This is a genomic window from Pedobacter sp. PF22-3 (genome assembly GCF_026239555.1).
Taxonomy (GTDB): Bacteria; Bacteroidota; Bacteroidia; order Sphingobacteriales; family Sphingobacteriaceae; genus Pedobacter.
This window is the reverse complement of record NZ_JAPIVP010000002.1, coordinates 147,047-164,292: the sequence shown is the minus strand read 5'-3', so window position 1 is coordinate 164,292 and position 17,246 is coordinate 147,047. Positions and strand designations below refer to the sequence as shown.

Below are 17,246 nucleotides of genomic sequence, written 5' to 3'. Positions count from 1 at the left end.
AAACCATTCCACTCGCTAATCAAACACCGGCTTTAATACTTTTATTGTCCTCAGCAAAGCAAACAGAAACCACATGATCACATAACCCCAAAAAATGTTATTAAACATAAATTCGAAATTATTGCCCCGCCAAAGTCCCTGAAAAATACTATTGAACATGATGACGCAGCCCAGTTCGTAACCACCAAATATTTCTTCAGCTTTATCTGATAAGTGTTGCACGAGTATGCCATAAAGGAACATAAAAAAGAAGACGCCAGGTATACCGAAGCTTAAATAAGCGTCTACAACAGGCCGCGTTTTTGCCGAAACCGTAGACATTTGATGCGCCACACCAGCATCATAAACCCTTTGCATAGAAACGGTTTCCATATTGGGCTTTCCTGCCCAGAAAATCCTTGGAATTAGTCCCTCTAAAGAACTTTCTACTATTTCCCAGTCGTAATATGGATGGTGGTTGGGCACATAATCTACAAATTGCGTAAACATTTCTATTTCACTTAACCTTCTGGTTAAAAAACTCCAATTCGTTTCTTCGATTTGTTCCCTGTTTTTCGAATCCAGATTTTCAAATGCTTGATCTTGTGCTTTCTCTGCGCTTACCTCACCGCTCCAGCTCTGCCGAACGGTATTGTTGTAGGTTGGTAAAAAATAAAGTAATATATAAGCAGCTGGGATAGCTAAATAGAGGATGACCTTTTTATAATAAGGAAAAAATACACACGCAATTACAATAACGTTGATGATAATAGGTTCTTTATAGCCTGACAAGGAGGCATGTAAAAAGTTAATGATAAAAATACTGGCACCTATGCCCAGGTATTTAATGTTTTTGGTATTAACCCCTTTAACAAATAGCACTGCTGCACATGATATACCAACTATAGTAAGTGGGATGGCAATTTGGTTAAGGCTAGGGAAACTTTGTGTTAATGAGCCAATACCAAATACTATGATACTGAGCCAGATGAGGAAATCATCACTTTCAAAAGTTTTAATACTTTTTATCTTAATGCTGTTTTTTTGAACCAGAAGCATACCCGTAACCAATGCGGCATGTGCCAGTAAACCCATGCGCTGACAGCTGGCTATTAAGATGGTTTGTTCATTCTCTTTAAATTGGGCGCCGTAATTAATTTCTGTTAAATACCTGTACCCCAAGTGATCCATAAAGTAAAATATTGAAGTAACACACATAAAACCGGCAAAAATGAGTTGCAGCAGAAATATGGGACGCATAATTTGTTTATAAATAGGCAGATCGGTCTTAATAATTGCCGCCGGAGATAATATCGTGGTATAAAAAATAAAAAGCGAACCAAACCAGGCCACAAAATACGATATGATAGGGCTATTGATCAACATATAGGAGATCAAAACCGGGAAATATAACGTTAATATCAGTTTAGTAGGATTGTTATTTTGCATGTTTATTTTGGATGGCTTCAACAATCTGGTTCACTTGTTTTTTGAAGGACCAATCTTTGATCATTTCTTGTGAAGCCAATCCCATTTGGGCTAATTTAGTTTTATTTTCAGTTAGTACTTTAAGTTTTTGTTTCAGATCAGTTAAATCACCTGATGTAAATACTTGTCCGTTAACTCCCGGGTTGACCAGATCAGCCGCGCAGCCAACCTTATCCGATACCAATACTGCTTTTCCGGCTGCCATGGCTTCGTTTACGGCCAACCCCCAGGTTTCTCCAGGCCCTTTTGAGGGCAGACAGAATAAATCGCAGGCTTGATAAACCATTGGCATTTGGCTTTGGTTCTGAAAATCCATAAAATGGATTCTTTTTTTTAAATTTTCCTGCCAACTCATCGCCCGCAACTCTAAACTTTCATCACCGTCATCCTGGTTTTTACTTAGATTATCATTCTGAGCGTAGTCGAAAGCCCCATTGCCTGTTAACCTCTCCGCTTTTTCTTTCAATCTTTCCTCCAGCACCCCATTTCCAACAAAAAGCAAATGTGTTTTTTTTAAATCAAGATCTATAAAAGCATTCAGCAAAAGTTCAGGATTTTTTTTGGACTCAAACTTGCCGGCGAAAAGTATTAAAATTTCATCGCTTTTGATATGAAGTTGTGTTCTAAGCGTTTGAGCCTCAATGATATTTTCTTTTCCAAATCTATCATTATCAACGGCATGTGGTGCAAAAAGCAATTGGTTTTCTTTTAGGCCAAAATGTTTAAAATAGGCTTTATTAGCGGTGCCAACATAAAATGCTTTATCAATGTGATTATAAATCCATTTAAGAAAATATTTCCTCAATAAACGCCTGAAGCTTTTTTGTTGGTCAAGTAGGGTAGAGTCTCCTCTAAAGTAAATCGGAGCCTTGCCTTTGAAAAACCGTAATGCATTTAAGTGGCTTTTCCAGGCCCATCCATAAATTAAAATAGCCTCTGGTTTAAAATCCTGCACAGCTTCACAAATTCCCGGGTTGATGATGCCATTGAAATGATGGGTGCCGGGACTTTTTGATATATTTTCTAAAAACTGATAATCATAACCCGCTAACAAAGGTATATCCCATTCAATCTGCTGACCAAAACCATGATCATATTGTGATACTGATTGTTCGCCCAAAGTGTAAAATACCCGCAATTGTATTTTTTGAGCGAGCAGTTTAAATACTGGCGCGTAATATTGTATGGGATGCGTGGTAATGATCGCTAATTTGCTCACTATCGCTTTTGTTGATGAAGATTGATAACCTGTTCGAAAACTGCTGTTTGTTTTTCTGTTAAATAAGAAGCAGTAAAAGGTTTAAAGGCTTCCCAGTTTGTGAATGGCTGCTTTGAAACAGTAACATCCTCAATATACGACCTGAAAGTTTGATAGATAGCCTCCGATCCTTGTGTGATACCAACTACCTGACCAGCCTGACAGTCGGAAAGAATTTTATAGGCGCTGCTCTCTTGATGGAAGATACCTAGAAGTGGTTTCTTTGCCAATATATATGGATAGAGTTTAGATGCGGTATAAGAAGCCTCCTCGGATCCGATAATTATTAAACCGTGGGCATTTTGAAGGTGTTTGATACTCTCGTAAAACCTGATTCTATCCGTGTGCTCTTGGATATAATCAGCTAAACCCATTTGGGCAGCCAAAGGCATAATGGTTTTTATACCTTTTCCCTCAGGAGCATAACTGGTACCAATAAAATGCATTCTAAACTGGCTGAATAATATCGGTTCATTTTTTAGTCCTTGTGCGAAGGCCTTAAAAAGAAGATTTAAACTTAAACTCATGTCATTGCCACCTCTGCCTACATATACCAAATGTTTAAATCCATCGTCTTTGTTGTATATAACAGGCAAATCACCTTCTTTTGATTTGGCAATGTCAAAATCTGACTCAAAGGCACCGAACGTAATGATTGATTTTGGTTTTTCCTTCAACATCGGATACCTTTCGTGTAGGGTATCAATATAGGCTTTAGAAACACTGATTAACCCATCCACATCTTTTAATGCTTTTGGCTCCAGGTATTTGTTTAACCGATAAGAAAACCAATATTTTTTTGGGCGCTCTTTCTTTGGTTTGGACTGATAATACTCGGAATGCCAGGGGTCTTGTATATCGACGATATAAGGGATATTAAATCTACGTTTCCAATAAGGACCTAATATACAAACAGGAAACTGAGTCGTTGAAAAATAAATCAGATCAAAATTTTTGTGTTTTAATAATTGATTACCCTTTTTCCGGATATACCATAAAGACCGTAAGGCAATACTACCCAAACCAAATTTGCTAGTCCATTTTTTAGGTAAGGCCTTAACTTTATGTATAGGTACGTCATTCGGTATGGCCTCTAAAAGCAAAGTATCCTTAACCATGTCTACATAGTTTTCATGTACCATTATTACTTCCGCTTCCCAGCCAAAGATCTTAAAATAAGGAAGGCTCATTCTAATGCGTTGCATATCTGCAGCATTAACAGGAGAGAAATAGGGAGAAATAATTAAAAGCTTTTTATTTGCCAATAGTATTTATAATTTTTTTAAGAAATTTTTTCTCATCGTGCTCCCAGTTTAACTCATTCTGGGCATATTTTAAAGCTTTGGCCTGATGTTCTTCCAATAATTCTGAATTTGATAAATAATTTCGAATGATACCGGTTAACTGGTTAATCTTTGTCCTGTTATATATAAAGCCCATTTCTGGATAGCTTTCTAAGAGCCATTTTTGTGCAGCAGTATCAGATGCAATTATAGCTTGACCCGCTTGTATGTAGGTAAATATTTTGTTTGTTAAGCAGATATCTCGATTTAAGGGGAATCCAGTTTCAGTAGCCAAGCCAATATCAAATTGAGAAGCAAATTTTATGATTTCATTTGACGGAATAGGGGCATAGTAATAAATGTTTTCAGAACGAAAAGCGCTTTGTTCTGATAGTTTCTTGAAATAATCCTTGATTGATGGCATGCTAAAACCAAGCAAGTGCAGCTCAACATTTTCCTGATAGGCTAAGGAACTAATTACTTCTTCTAAACCTCTGTTTTTTCCAATGTTTTGAGAAAACCAGAATAACCTGAGATTTTTTTTTTTCTTTTTCAAGCGGTTTCTTTGAGATGGAAAAACATTCAAAATCGTCTCTGGCTGAATTGCCGGGTATAATTTCTTATAAGTTTCACTGATTAAGGGGCTAGCGGTAGTTAGATAATGTACCTTTGGCAGATATTTATCCTCAATAATTTTTTTGAGCTTAAATTCTCCTGAATTGTAATCGTTGGTAACTTCTTGCCTATGGAAATCTTCCGCATCAAAAGCGCATTTAGCATGATTGTTTTTAGCAGCTATTGTGGCTGCAGGTAATGCTCCTAGATTATGTGCTATATATAAATCTGCCTTTAAACCCTTAACCTTACGCATAAGATTTAAGCTGCCTCTTGCAATGCTTAATTCGGGTAAGCCAAAACGATAGCCAAATTTAGATACGAATATATTCGCGAATTTATGCCTTATTCTGCTTAGCCAATATATCCATTTTTCATTCTTTGGATCGCCCCCAACGCGGATTGACTTCCATTTTTTTTCCGATAGTAATTGCTTATCTAAATCAGTCCCCCAATCGTTCCAGTATAAGTAAACAACCGTAACATCGTACCCTGCATCAAACAAACTATCTGCTTCTTTCACCAAACGAGGATTTAGCGAAGGCTGACCGGATGTAACAAGTACTATTTTCCCCCTTTTACTCACCTTTATAAATTTAGATAGTCCTTAGCAATAATTGATACATCAAATTTGCTATAGGCTACTGCCCTGCAGGTAGATCTATTAACATCAGTAATTTTTTGAATAGCATTTATCATATCTTCTTTGGTTTGAGCAATGAAGCCATTTTTGCCATCTGCAATTACTTCTGGTACCGAACCTCGTCTAAACCCAATTACCGGTGTTCCGCATGCCATGGCCTCTACCATTACCATACCGAAGGGTTCATCCCACTCAATAGGAAATAGCAGGGCTTTTGCTTTGCTCAGGTAATGATTTTTTTGCTCATCGTTTAAAGCTCCCAAATAGATGATCTGTTTACCATCAAATTGAGGTTCTAATGTTTCTTTATAATATTGATAATTGTCTGCTGTATCAGGAATATTTCCGCCAATCAAAAGTTTGTTGTTGGTTGCTTTGGCAACCTGTATTGCAGTATGTAAACCTTTAATTTTATCTAATCTGCCTAAAAACATGAGTGGGGCATTGTCTTCAACGTTTTCTTGGAGCTGATACTTTGAGAAATCAATAGCATTGTAAACTGTTTCCCATCTTCCGGCCACATTGCCCGTACCTACACAATAATTGCTACAGGCCGTAAATATCAAATGCTGATTAGCCATAGCAGTTATCTTTTTAATTCCTGCTTGTGCCACAGGTCTACCATAGGTCATTATTTTTTTAACAGAACTATTTAATATTGGAATAAGATATGCCAATCGGCCGAAGTTATGAATAAGGTCAAATTGTTTACGTTTTTGATATAAAAACTTCCAAACAAAGAGCAATTCCTTTGTTTTTTGCCATTTTGATCTTTGGAGATTATTTACCCCAAAAGTATATACTTTCCCAGATATGACCGAATCTGGCCCAGCTAGTAAAGTCACTTCATGCCCCAATTTAATATACTCTTCTGCAAACATGTATACCAATCTTTCATGGCCGCCGTAATTAGGTGGAGGTACTGCAATTCCAGGATCCATGATCAGAAGAATTCTCATTGATATACTTCTTTAATGATCGTTAATATTCGCTCTGCACTTTTCTCTAAAGTGAGATGATTTAAAATATAATCTCTAGGCTTAAATAATCCACGTTCCACTTTGGTGTAGAACCTGGTAAAACCAAGTTTAAATTCATCAAAATCCTTAAATGTATCACCACAGGTTGAGTTAAAATAAGGAACTGAACTTGCTGCTATAGGCTCGGTTTCGCCCCAATTTAAGCGGTTCTTATCTAACCAGAGGCCTTGGTTCCATGCAAAAATTGGTACATCCATGGCCATTGCTTCCTGATAGGCAAGGCCCTGGCTTTCATGCTCGCATAGGAAGATCATGGCTTTACTATGGTTTAATAACGCTTTATATGTCTTGATATGGTAATCTCCATAGGTGATGAGTTGATAGGCGATCGCATTTTGTTCAAAGAAATCTATAATCGGATTAAGGAGTTCTTTTTTATTCTGTTCCTGATGCCATAAGAACTTTACATAGATAAGAATATGAGGGCTTTTGGTGGCCTTATGGGGTTGCCAATAGTTGGTATCAATTCCAACAGGCCAAATTTTGCAGCTGTTTGGTCCATACCATTTGTTGTAAATATTGGCAGCCCAGGGCGAATGTTGCAGATAAACGGCTATTGGATAATCTTTAAATAAAGTTGGCCAATTGCTGGGATGTGTAATTAAACCTATCCCAGCAATTATTTTGTTAGGTTGCTGGTAATTATTGAGCACATGTTTGCCTGCGCCTAGCATTATAATTTGGTCGGTTGGTTTAAGTTGATGGAATGGCAGGTTTTTTTTATAACTGACATTTAACAGATCTAAGCCTTTACAAAGGTTTAAAAATACCTTCTCTAGACTGCCAATCTTGTTTTTTGTTATAATTCGTTTTATAAGTGGAATAATAAAACGGTCGCCAGGAAAAAAGCGATCTTTAACAGGCTCTTTTTTAAAATAAATAATTAATCTTGGTTTGTGCAATTTAAGGATTTGTAGGAATTGATTTTGACCATTTCAGTGAAATACGTTCAATACCATAGTAAAAAATAGATGCCCCTAAAATACAGGAGATTAATGTAGTAAAATATAGCAGATAGAGATTTGGGGAAAAGGGTTTCAATAACCTTATAACACATTCTCCAATTAATGGATGGATCAGGTATAATGAATAAGAAATCTTTCCTAAAAAATTAGTGATCTTATTCTGAAAATTAAAATTAATGATAAATTGTGAGGCTATAAAACCAATAAATCCAGTAAGAATAGAAACGTTAACACACAAGTATATAGTTAATGTCATTAATAAGAATTGAGTCATAATTACAGAAATTCTTTTCTTTTTATAAAGGAGTGCTATTATTCCAAAGACAAAATAATGTATGTGACGAAAAATAAAATTGTAACCATTATGCAAGTTTAGGAAGTAACCAGTAAATGAAAAAGCCAATAGTATTGGAATTAAAAAATATAGATTACCTTTCTTGATAAAAGGAAAAAACAAGCCAATAAAAATGTAAAATTGAAATTCTATTCCTAAAGTCCAAAATGTACCTTGGTACCAATCGTAATTGCTGAAAGGGATTAGGTAAAATAGATGTAATATAAATTTTTTAAAATCAAACTGATAGCCTAACATCAAACAAATCAATATGACAGCAAGGTAAGGTGGATCAATTCTAATGGAACGTTTTAAAATGTAAGTAGAGAAGTTCTTAAGCTTGTAATCTGAAGTCCAAAGAGAATAGGGAATAATGAATCCAGATATAGTAAAAAATACAGCAACTCCTAATTGTCCATAAGTAATAAACTTTGTTAAAGGTTCATGATAAAGCCCGGTAGCAAAATGCATGTGCGTTGCGCAGACTCCTAAACTTGCAACTGCCCTAAGAAAACTGATAATAGGTATATAATGTTCTTTCCCTACCTGCAAGTTATTTTATTATCTTTCTAAGAGAAGCGGGTATCGAATGATCGGCTAGTGCCCTTTTTTGACCATTTGATCTTAGACTTACCCTAAGTTGTTTATCCTTAACCAATCTTTGAGATTTTTCTTGGAATTCTTCTATCGTAATATAGGATAAAATCTCTGTATCTAGATCATAAAGCTCATCCATACCATATGTCCATTCGGTTAAATAACAAGCACCTAACATGGGCGCTTCTATGTCTCTTAATCGGGAATAGGTATTTGGTTGGTGCAAAGGATAATTAAAACTTGGGTAACGGTTAATACCAATCGTAATTTTACTTTGCCTTGTGATTTTGATATAGTTTTCGAAATTAGGCTTGCCCTTAATTTTGGATTTAAGCGAGCTGCTTATAGGCGGATTTAAAGAACTAAACTTAAGTTTGTTCAGGTAAGGTTTTATTCCATGTTTGCTCAGAAAATGAAATTGATTGGTTAGCTTTTTAAATGCTGATTGTCTCGGAAAGGATAGTTCTTCCGCATTAGCTGCCCAACCGCTACCGTAGATGTCGAGATTTATAATGGGATTTAATTCCAGTAATTTCTCGAAAAACAATTGTCTTTGGATATCTTTTGACCCGATAAATGACAATACATCTAACTCTACTGATGTGGGCGTCCGATACTTAGGCTCTATCCACATAGGCATAGGTAAGTTAATACAAGGTATAGCCGCCTGCTGATAAAGTGGAATAGCTTTCTGTTCAGGTACCCAGTTTAAATCAAAAACATCGAATGCTTTTGGTGCTTTTTTAAACAGTCTTACATTATCACAAAAGAAATTAACACAAAGTATACCTAGTTTTTTTATTTCCTGTATGGCTTGTTTATCAACTTGTTCAGGGTAAAGGTAGCTTAAAAAAAGGTCTGGCCTGTTTTCTTTTACATAGCTAAGTGTTTTTTCCCAGCTTGCACTTTTCCAATTGTCAAAATCTTCTTCTGATTGCGACACCAATCCCTTGGCCCAATCAACATCTTGACATTCGATCCATTTATATCCGGCTTCCTCTATACCATTTTTAATATAGTATTCCCAGAAACTATAAGCGGCTATGGGGTGCTGTTGGTTTGACTGTAAAAAGGAAAGGAAGATTTTCAAAGCTTAGTGTTTTCGAATAGAATATCGCATTGTTCGATTCTGCTGCCTGTGGCTGTATTGTATCCAAATGCAATGGTTTTGTATTGATGAGACGCCATAAAGGCTATCACTTCTTCAAATAAAGGTTGCCCTTGATAAAACTCTAAAAAGCTCACTTCCAGAATGATGAATTTGCAAGCTTGCATGCATGCTATACCACCTTTTAATGCTTCGAGTTCATAGCCCTGTATGTCAAGTTTCATCAGATCAGGTAGTTGGATCTGTTCTTTGCGAATAAATTCGTCAAGTTGAGCAATTTGAATAGATCCGGTACGATCCATTGTTACTCCAAATATTTCAGCTTGTTTGGTCGTAAGATCCATAATACTTGAAGAATCACTTCTGTTGGCAATATTAATGGTTGCTTCCCCGGTTTTAGGCCCTAAAGCAAAAGGATAAATGTTAATGTTGTTTAAGTGGCTTGTGTTTGCTTTCAGCGTAACATGATGTTGAGCTAATGGCTCGAAACAAACTATTTTGCTACTAGGAAATATGGATTTGGTAAGAACTGTCCAAATACCTACATGGGCGCCAATGTCATAGATAGTTTGGATGGGGTACTCAGATTTTTTGCAGATTTCTAGTAGCTCAAGTGAATCGAGCTCTCCAATACTTAGCTTTGAAGCGGCAGTTCCATTTAGTTTAGTTTTGCGTCCGTAGTGCTTAAAGTACCTTTTTAGTCTGAAAAACAGGGAGTCGTTAACTTTAGTCAATATTGTCGTTATACTCATCTTTTGTTTTTCTTTACTTTTGAAGGGCCTAAGATTTTATGATAGAGAGGTCTTAAAATAGCTTTTGAGAAACGCAACAACTTCTCAGGTAGCTTATAACGGACTAACCCATTGATTTCAACTAAGGTCGTATTCTTGTGAACATTGGATAAACGTAATTGATCCATGAGATAACAAGCCTCTTCGCTGAACTTATCATTAAAATGGACTATTGCCGGTTTTTTTTCATCAAATTTATTTATCTTTCCTTTATATACACTAGCTAAACCTTTTAAAACATTGGTATTGTAATATTCATAATGCATTAGATCCGCTTTGATAGTGTAATCGTCAGCAATTATTTGTTGATGATACAATGCCATTGATATGGCAAAAAGAGGTTCCTCGTTTTCCTTGTTACGTAATCTAACAAAGCCTAATTGATCATAGGATTTTTTAAGATCTACTGCTTTACTGAAAATCTGTTTAGCAGTATCATTATTTTTGAAGAAATAAACTGAACCAACAAATACAGGCATTGATTCTATTCTAAAGTGTGCTATAATTTTTGAGATGTCGCAAAAGAAATTACCCTCTTTTTCGTTTTTTCCAATTGCCGTAAAATCATAGGCGGACATACGATTAAATACGATGTCAAGCGGTTTGTATATTAGACAATCACAATCTATAAAGAGATTTTCATCAGCAACAATGTGGTCAATTAACAAAAATTTTGAAGTGAAAGATTTGTCGGATTCGCTTATTGCCAATATTTTGATGGTGATTTGTTTTTGATGAGAGAACTCATCAAAAAATGCCTGATTATCTGTCAAAATAAGAAATCGCAAATCGGAATTTTTATGCCATAATAAAAATGATCGGATAAGATTTACAGCCAGCTTCAAATAATAGTCTTTTCCAACGGCCACAGTTACAATAGATCTCGTAATCATACTTTTTTACTTAAAAAAGGTTTTTCAACTCTATTATAATGTAGCCAACTAAGCCAAATTATTATAGGAAAGCCCAACATCTGGCAATAGGGGCCAAGTTCAACAGGTATATATCTTTGAATTATAAAATTTTTTAACATGATTAATGGTTGATGCAATAAGTATAAGGAATAGCTGAGCAATCCAATTTTTACAAATAAGTTAATCAATAAATTGTAATTCTTGTGCAACCAATTTTCGTTATTAAATACAAAGAGTAAGGGACCTATCCATATTAATATATTCAGTTCATCTAAAACAAGCACTGAGATTTTATTGAGATACACTAACAGGTATAAAAGACCAAGTAAGGGGTATAACAATAATAAAAATTTCTTCCAGTTGAAATTGATATCTAGAAAAATTTTATCAGATATAAAAGCACCCATACACCAGCCTAACCAGAGATTTAAAACAAAATAACGTTGTACCAAATGAGTGTATTCAACATTGATAAAGTATACAATAGAAAAGGTAGATATAATGGAGATGATAGCAATAACGTATCTCAAGGCATATTTTTTTCTTAAAAAAAAGAATAGGGGATATAAAAAGTAAAAAGCTAATTCAATACTAATCGTCCAAAAAACAAGATTTATTGTATTGAATGATTTCTCAAAAAAACCTTGTAGAACGAAAAGATGGACTATGAAATCCTTGATACCTAGATAGAAAGATGGTTTGATAAGCCAATTTATAATAATTGCAAAAAGTAGTGCTATCAGATAGGGAGGGTAAATCCTCTTTAGCCTTTTTGTAAAGTATGCTTTAAGATTAAGCTCTCTGTTTTCCGCCAAGTATCCTAGGCTCGATAGGTGGATACAAAAACCACTGATTAGAAAAAATAATGGAACGGCATAAGTTGAACCAAATTGGTCTGTTAGATTAAAGAGAGATTGATTTGTATATTTTGCTAAGACACGTCCATACTGTTGATGATACCAGAAAACGCCTAATGCTGCCACCCCCCTTAAAATATTTATGGAATGGAATGATTGATGTGAAATTTTGATGGAATTTATAGACATCTAACTTTTATGGTTTAGATATTGTAATAACCTACCGATCTTCCAACCAAATATATGTGATAGCTTTCGTGCGAATGGCCCACCACTGATAGGAGTATAAGCATAATTGCCAAGCTCTTTAACGTTCTTGCTAATTGCCTTGCTTAAAGATGCATATTTAGGGTAGGATTCTATAGTCAGGGAAATCAAAAGCCTCGCAATGGCAAATTTGGCCTCATCTGTTTGTATATGTTCGAATAAGCTGTCTCGTTTTAAAAGCGTAGATTTATAACAACCCAGTAAGGCTTTATAACTGTTTCTTGTCGCCAGTCCCAGTTGCCCTTTTCGGTAATAGTTATAACAGTCTTTTACATGGATTATGCCTTCAGAGGCCAGAAGAACTCTCGAAAAATATTCGCCATCATCATCAGGGGAATAGAATTCTTCCCACGGACCTGCTTTTTGAACTATTGTTTTTGGTACAAGCCAGGCATTTGTTTGTACCATAGAACCTTGGTTATCGTTACCACCCCATAAATTCACCAAAAACCCGCTAGGATCATCTGTGTTAAAAAGGAATCTTTCTTCGTAGGCAGAAGGCTGATTGGTTAAATGATCTTCACCAATATTAAAATGCACTGTGCTACAAACGGCTACTTTATTAGGATTTAATGATAAGGCTTTTACCTGTAATTCTATTTTATTCGGGCTAAGCAAATCGTCAGCATCCAAAAATTGGATAAAATCCCCACTTGCATATTTGATACCAAGATTTCTTGCCGTTGGAGCTCCATTGTTTTTTTGCGTATGAATTTTAATCCAAGGATAATTAAACTGCTGGGCGATTGTTAAAGAACTATCGGTCGAACCATCGTCTATAATAATAAGTTCTTTGTTTGACCAAGTTTGATCTATTACGGTTTGAATGGTTTCTGCCAAGTATTTGGCAGAATTATATACTGGAATAATAATGGAAACTAAGGGACTATTCATTTAAGGTAGAAAAAATAGTGTACCAACGTTCTCTGGTTAATTTAATTTCATCAAAAGCTTCCTTACTCAACCATTGTTGGGCGTGATATTGCAAGTATAGGTCATCATTTTTATCCAATTCGATAATCCTGTCGATAAGAGGGCTAAAGTCCAAATTGTTAAATTGAAGTTTCATTTTTAAGCTTCTGCCAATTGATTTTACCTTCCTAAAAACCCGGCGGTACGGATTTTTGAAAAATTGAGGCCTGATGTCTACAAAATTGCTTTGACTGTTTTTTTCTAGCCAATTAATTACCTGATTTTGCTTAGGCAATAAGTAATCTGCTGTATTCAAAAAGCTATCATTATTAAAAATTCTATTGACTAAAGGATTGCCACAATAAATGGGTAAACTGTCCGAAAACATGGGGTCATAAAGCTTCTCCGTCTGGTAACCAGGATAAACGTAGTTTTCGAAAGAGATGGTAAATTTATATTTCTTTAAAAAATCACGTTTTACATTCCACTTCAGGGCTTTGTTGTTGTTTTGAGGCCAAGCCATGTTGTTCATCGACATGCCGGGAGAATCTATTTTTTTATACTTTGATAGCTGTCTGAAGAATTCTTCTCTAAACGGAACTGGATTGGAATAAACAAAATTGCAAAAATGGTTTTTTTGATGAAGCAGGCTTTCTAAATCTCTGTAAGTTTCTTTGATTAACTGGTTTGGGGAAATGCCATGCCATTGAATGCGTTTGTATTTAGGATTATTGAATTCTTCTTCTAGTGGAATACCAAATGCCCAATCGCAAATTTCAAAGTCAGGGGTAATATTTTCGCAGAAATAGCCAATCCGAACATAGTTTCCAATAGGAGGAATATCATTGCCATAAGGACCGAAGATGATAAAATCAGGCGTTGCCGATTCTATAAAATCAAAATCCTCAGAAACAAGATTTACATCAAGTACCTCTTTTTTAAAAACTTCGAAAGATAGGCCATTTTGAACCTTGATTTTAACCTTTGGCTTCACTTAAATCTGCTATTTTTATAAATTCAAACTTTACAGCCTTATTGATGAGATCTATTTCTTTATAAAGTTGTTCGTAGATCTGGCTGATATTATCAATTCTTTCGTGACTAGCTGTGGATGGAGCCTGAGAAAAAATCCTTTTGCCAACGGCAATCTTAATTTTAGACCATAAAGTTATCTCCGCGTCATCGCCAGCATATTCATAAAATGCCATAGCTCGTTTGCTTTGAGCTGTTATTTGATCTTTTTTCATTAATCCAGATACGCTTTGCTCTTGAAAAACAGAAAGTGCATTGTAGCCAGTATAATAAACAATATTTGCCCTTAAATGACTTATCCTAAGCGAATATTCCCAGTCGATCATTACATATCCTGTGTTGTAAAGACCGATAATTGCTAATGAACTCCTTTTAATGAGCATGTGCACATCGCCAAAAGTAAAGGATTGGGTCTGGTTAGTAGCCCAACTTTTATATTGGCCCAGGCGCGTATTTCTGGTTATTAGGGTAGGGTTATCAAGTTTAGCAGAAAGATCATTAGAAATAATAACATCAACTTCTGGATGAGCAATCATATAATTTGCACATTTTCTAATTGATGTAAAATCGAAGACATCATCGTCTATTATTTTTTTGATGATGCTACCTTTAGCGATTAATAGTGCCTTATTCCATCCATGGGCTTGATTTTTATCCCGTTCGGAAATATATTGATGAATAAATCCTTTGTTGAATAAATCTTCTAGAAATGCCCGTGTCCCATCTGTGCTCCCTCCATCTACCACTACAATCTCTTCGTTTTCTCTTACTTCTTCAATCAATTTAGATAAAAGGATTTTGAGAAAGGAAAGCCTATTGTAAGTAGAAATTACATACGATAATTCACAAACCATCAATTTAAAATATTGTCAACATATGATCCAATATATAAATCAGGATTTAATTCTTTATTATAGAGCTTTTTGCAGTCATTCGAATAAGCTTCATAATGATCGGCAATTTTAATCAAAGAATTTTCTAATCCATCAAAACCATAAATAATCTCACCAAAACTATATTTTTTCCTTAAATTATTAAAAGATGTTGTAGGGGAAACAATCGTTGGTAAACCTAACATCATATAGGTAGAAAATTTTCCGGAAGAGAGGCCTATTTCCTGCATATTTAATCCATCATAAATTCCTGGATCGCTAACAGGAAAATAAGTTGCAATTCCGATATCAAAGTTCTTAAGAAACTCATACAATTCGGTAAAAGCTAGTTCTTTAGAACTCATGTTTATCTGTATTCCTTTGTTTTTTAAAGCTGAAATTTTTTCTACTAAAGGATGATCTACGTTAAGTGCAAATCTACTATGAATGTGTAGCTCAAAATTAGCATTATTCATTTTTTCGAACACATCTATAATTTCATTAATCCCAGACCACGCATATATGCTCCCTGCGTAAATTACCTTAATCTTTTCCTTTCTAGCTTTTGTTAAGGTTGATGAAAGTGCTGACTTATAGGGGCTTGGTGCAACGGGTAACAAAAAGGTATGATCTATGGTTAAACCCAAATTTTCCTTTAAAAACAAATCTTGTCTGTAAGCATCTTGAATTAATAAAGACTTAAGACCCATTTTTAAAAATTTTTCTTCAAGAATTTTTAATTTGAAAAATTTATTATTGTTTTTCATTTCATCCTTGAAAAGTAATTCAAAAGAAATGTAATGAGTTAACTCTGGTTTATATTTAAATGATCGAGAGGCTATTAAATAACCAATCAGATCTACTCCAATTATTATGTTCTTTTTAAACAGAAGTGAATTAAATTTAATAATTATTTTAGGCCATATAACTTTTGCTAAGTAAACAAGTGGCCTTCTGGGTTTTGTAGGATATGAAATCGGGAGAGTATAAAAAACTACATTTTTAAATTTTTGATATTCAGATTCTTTATATAAACCGTTATTATAAATAAATACAGGCAGGTTGTATTTGTCTAAAATTTCGGCCAAATAAATCAATGTAGGATTCGAAAAAAAATCATTATGTCCAGAGAAAATGCAAATACATTTTTTTCGCGAGAAGAACTTCATTTTAACAATGAATAAAAATTATCCTTAATAAATTTCACGTCTTTTATAAGATCTAAGCCCAAACCACTTGGCAAATAGAAGCCATTTCTAGCCAATTTCTCTGCCATTGGATATTTTTCATTTTTAAATAATCCCATTTTCTGAAATACCGGTTGTTCATGCATGCACCAGAAGAAAGGGCGAGTGCCAATCTTGCTTTCGGTTAAGTGGGATACAATTTTTTCTTTTTCTGCCTGATTAGGCGCCACAATACCAAAAACCCAATAAATATTTTCGCTGAAATTAGTTTTTTCAACAGGCAATTGATAACCTTTATCCTTTAAAAATGAAAGACCTTTCTGGTAAGTAGTACCCATGGCTCTTTTCTTTTCAATAAAACCTTCTAACTGTTCCAATTGTGCCACACCTAATGCGGCTTGTAGGTTGGTCATCCGGTAGTTCCAACCTAATTCATCATGTACAAAGCGCGGACCGTTGGGTTCAAAGCAAAGATTGCGAAGCTTTTTGCACCTTTCGGCTAATTCTTTATCATTGCAAAGCAACATGCCGCCCTCGCCCGTGGTAATGTGTTTATTTGGATAAAAACTAAAAATGCTGATATCGCCAAAACTGCCGCACATTTTGTCCTTATAGGTTTGTCCGTGCATTTCTGCAGCGTCTTCGATTATTTTAAGCTGATGTTTTTTAGCGATTTCAATTACTGGATCCATATCTACTGGTAGGCCATAGATGTGTACTACTAAAATGGCTTTGGTTCTAGATGTTATTTTATCCTCTATTTGGGTAACATCCATATTCCAGGTCAAGGAATCACTATCTACCAATACGGGCAACGCACCGGCAGTAACCACAGATTGGGCTGGAGATATAATCGTGAAAGTAGGCATAATGACTTCGTCTCCAGGGCCTATGTTTAAAGCTTTAACTGCAATGTCCAATGCGGCAGAACCATTACTCACAGCTACGCCATAATCACGACCTATGTAAGTGCTGAATTGCTGCTCGAATTTACTGATAAATGGTCCTTCACTACTAATCCAGCCCGTCTCTATACATTCGGTTAAATATTTTAACTCATTGCCATTAAGTAATGGCGTATTAACAGGAATTGGATTCATTGTA

At 35.2% G+C, this 17,246-nt stretch carries 16 protein-coding genes; all 16 read right to left on the bottom strand.

The window, feature by feature from the left end:
• Positions 1–15: 15 nt before the first annotated feature.
• Entirely contained in the window at positions 16–1,428 is a 1,413-nt protein-coding gene (locus OQX63_RS03855) for an exosortase Y-associated Wzy-like protein (RefSeq protein WP_265849565.1), read from the bottom strand.
• The gene (locus OQX63_RS03850; protein ID WP_265849564.1) at positions 1,418–2,686 is read right to left on the bottom strand and encodes a glycosyltransferase family 4 protein; all 1,269 of its coding nucleotides are present in this window, start codon (positions 2,684–2,686) and stop codon (positions 1,418–1,420) included. The genes OQX63_RS03855 and OQX63_RS03850 overlap by 11 nt, the downstream gene beginning before the upstream one ends.
• A complete protein-coding gene (locus tag OQX63_RS03845) occupies positions 2,686–3,990 on the bottom strand; it encodes a glycosyltransferase (protein WP_265849563.1) in 1,305 nt (434 codons plus the stop codon). The genes OQX63_RS03850 and OQX63_RS03845 overlap by 1 nt, the downstream gene beginning before the upstream one ends.
• Complete coding sequence (locus OQX63_RS03840; RefSeq protein ID WP_265849562.1) at positions 3,980–5,146, bottom strand: hypothetical protein; 1,167 nt, start codon at positions 5,144–5,146, stop codon at positions 3,980–3,982. The genes OQX63_RS03845 and OQX63_RS03840 overlap by 11 nt, the downstream gene beginning before the upstream one ends.
• A 65-nt stretch (positions 5,147–5,211) precedes the next feature.
• Positions 5,212–6,225, bottom strand: coding sequence for a glycosyltransferase family 4 protein (locus tag OQX63_RS03835; RefSeq protein WP_265849561.1), 1,014 nt, complete (start codon positions 6,223–6,225; stop codon positions 5,212–5,214).
• The gene (locus OQX63_RS03830; protein WP_265849560.1) at positions 6,222–7,208 is read right to left on the bottom strand and encodes a glycosyltransferase; all 987 of its coding nucleotides are present in this window, start codon (positions 7,206–7,208) and stop codon (positions 6,222–6,224) included. Before OQX63_RS03830 ends, OQX63_RS03835 begins: the two co-directional genes overlap by 4 nt.
• Before the next feature lies 1 nt (position 7,209).
• Positions 7,210–8,157, bottom strand: coding sequence for an acyltransferase family protein (locus OQX63_RS03825; protein WP_265849559.1), 948 nt, complete (start codon positions 8,155–8,157; stop codon positions 7,210–7,212).
• Between the two features lies 1 nt (position 8,158).
• On the bottom strand, positions 8,159–9,292 hold the full coding sequence (locus OQX63_RS03820; RefSeq protein WP_265849558.1) for a glycosyltransferase: 1,134 nt from the start codon (positions 9,290–9,292) through the stop codon (positions 8,159–8,161).
• A complete protein-coding gene (locus OQX63_RS03815) occupies positions 9,289–10,044 on the bottom strand; it encodes an FkbM family methyltransferase (protein WP_265849557.1) in 756 nt (251 codons plus the stop codon). The genes OQX63_RS03820 and OQX63_RS03815 overlap by 4 nt, the downstream gene beginning before the upstream one ends.
• Before the next feature lie 14 nt (positions 10,045–10,058).
• Positions 10,059–10,994 (bottom strand): hypothetical protein, encoded by a 936-nt coding sequence (locus OQX63_RS03810; RefSeq protein ID WP_265849556.1) that lies wholly within the window; start codon positions 10,992–10,994, stop codon positions 10,059–10,061.
• Entirely contained in the window at positions 10,991–12,061 is a 1,071-nt protein-coding gene (locus OQX63_RS03805) for an acyltransferase family protein (RefSeq protein ID WP_265849555.1), read from the bottom strand. The genes OQX63_RS03810 and OQX63_RS03805 overlap by 4 nt, the downstream gene beginning before the upstream one ends.
• A complete protein-coding gene (locus tag OQX63_RS03800; RefSeq protein ID WP_265849554.1) occupies positions 12,062–13,033 on the bottom strand; it encodes a glycosyltransferase family 2 protein in 972 nt (323 codons plus the stop codon).
• A complete protein-coding gene (locus tag OQX63_RS03795; protein WP_265849553.1) occupies positions 13,026–14,045 on the bottom strand; it encodes a glycosyltransferase family 10 domain-containing protein in 1,020 nt (339 codons plus the stop codon). Before OQX63_RS03795 ends, OQX63_RS03800 begins: the two co-directional genes overlap by 8 nt.
• Complete coding sequence (locus tag OQX63_RS03790) at positions 14,029–14,937, bottom strand: glycosyltransferase (RefSeq protein WP_265849552.1); 909 nt, start codon at positions 14,935–14,937, stop codon at positions 14,029–14,031. Before OQX63_RS03790 ends, OQX63_RS03795 begins: the two co-directional genes overlap by 17 nt.
• Positions 14,937–16,043 (bottom strand): hypothetical protein, encoded by a 1,107-nt coding sequence (locus tag OQX63_RS03785; RefSeq protein WP_265849551.1) that lies wholly within the window; start codon positions 16,041–16,043, stop codon positions 14,937–14,939. Before OQX63_RS03785 ends, OQX63_RS03790 begins: the two co-directional genes overlap by 1 nt.
• 77 nt (positions 16,044–16,120) lie before the next feature.
• Complete coding sequence (locus tag OQX63_RS03780; protein WP_265849550.1) at positions 16,121–17,242, bottom strand: DegT/DnrJ/EryC1/StrS family aminotransferase; 1,122 nt, start codon at positions 17,240–17,242, stop codon at positions 16,121–16,123.
• Positions 17,243–17,246 lie beyond the last annotated feature (4 nt).

Excerpts from the sequence above, each read along its gene's own strand:
- OQX63_RS03855 (WP_265849565.1), bottom strand. The coding sequence starts at position 1,428 with ATGCAAAATAACAATCCTACTAAACTGATATTAACGTTATATTTCCCG.
- OQX63_RS03835 (WP_265849561.1), bottom strand. The coding sequence starts at position 6,225 with ATGAGAATTCTTCTGATCATGGATCCTGGAATTGCAGTACCTCCACCT.
- OQX63_RS03810 (WP_265849556.1), bottom strand. The coding sequence starts at position 10,994 with ATGATTACGAGATCTATTGTAACTGTGGCCGTTGGAAAAGACTATTAT.
- OQX63_RS03805 (WP_265849555.1), bottom strand. The coding sequence starts at position 12,061 with ATGTCTATAAATTCCATCAAAATTTCACATCAATCATTCCATTCCATA.
- OQX63_RS03800 (WP_265849554.1), bottom strand. The coding sequence starts at position 13,033 with ATGAATAGTCCCTTAGTTTCCATTATTATTCCAGTATATAATTCTGCC.
- OQX63_RS03790 (WP_265849552.1), bottom strand. The coding sequence starts at position 14,937 with ATGGTTTGTGAATTATCGTATGTAATTTCTACTTACAATAGGCTTTCC.
- OQX63_RS03780 (WP_265849550.1), bottom strand. The coding sequence starts at position 17,242 with ATGAATCCAATTCCTGTTAATACGCCATTACTTAATGGCAATGAGTTA.